We start from the raw sequence: 404 nt of genomic DNA on the forward strand, positions 1-404 counted from the left end.
GCGATAATCTGTACATGTATGGAAGCAAGCATCGGGTTCTTACTGAGGATGTACCAAATGGCGCAACCGGGCACAAAGGCAGAACGCGCGCTCAAATGGCTGATGTGCTGCTAGATGCGCATCATCGCGGCAAAGTACGGGCAGCGATCGGCCGTGGCGCAGACTTCTATGGTCCTGGTGTTCTGGAATCCGCTTTGGGGGAACGAATCTTCAAGGCGGCGCTAGAGGGAAGGGCTGCGGAGGTGCTGGGAAATATCGATATTCCTCATACGTACCTCTATATTCGTGATTTTGCAAAAGGCTTGGTGACGCTGGGAGCGCGCGAAGAGGCATTGGGGCAGATTTGGCATATTCCGGGCGCAGCTACAATAACGACGAGACAAATCGTCAATATGGTTTATGAG

Annotated in this window: 1 protein-coding gene; it reads left to right on the plus strand. The window is 53.0% G+C overall.

What is annotated here, in order from left to right; translation table 11 throughout:
- Positions 1-14: 14 nt before the first annotated feature.
- A partial coding sequence (locus KDH83_RS31825) for an NAD-dependent epimerase/dehydratase family protein (protein WP_349291698.1) occupies positions 15-404 on the plus strand: 390 nt, incomplete at its 3' end.

Origin of the sequence: Achromobacter sp. Marseille-Q0513, assembly GCF_018195695.1 — a bacterium.
Taxonomy (GTDB): Bacteria; Pseudomonadota; Gammaproteobacteria; order Burkholderiales; family Burkholderiaceae_B; genus Achromobacter.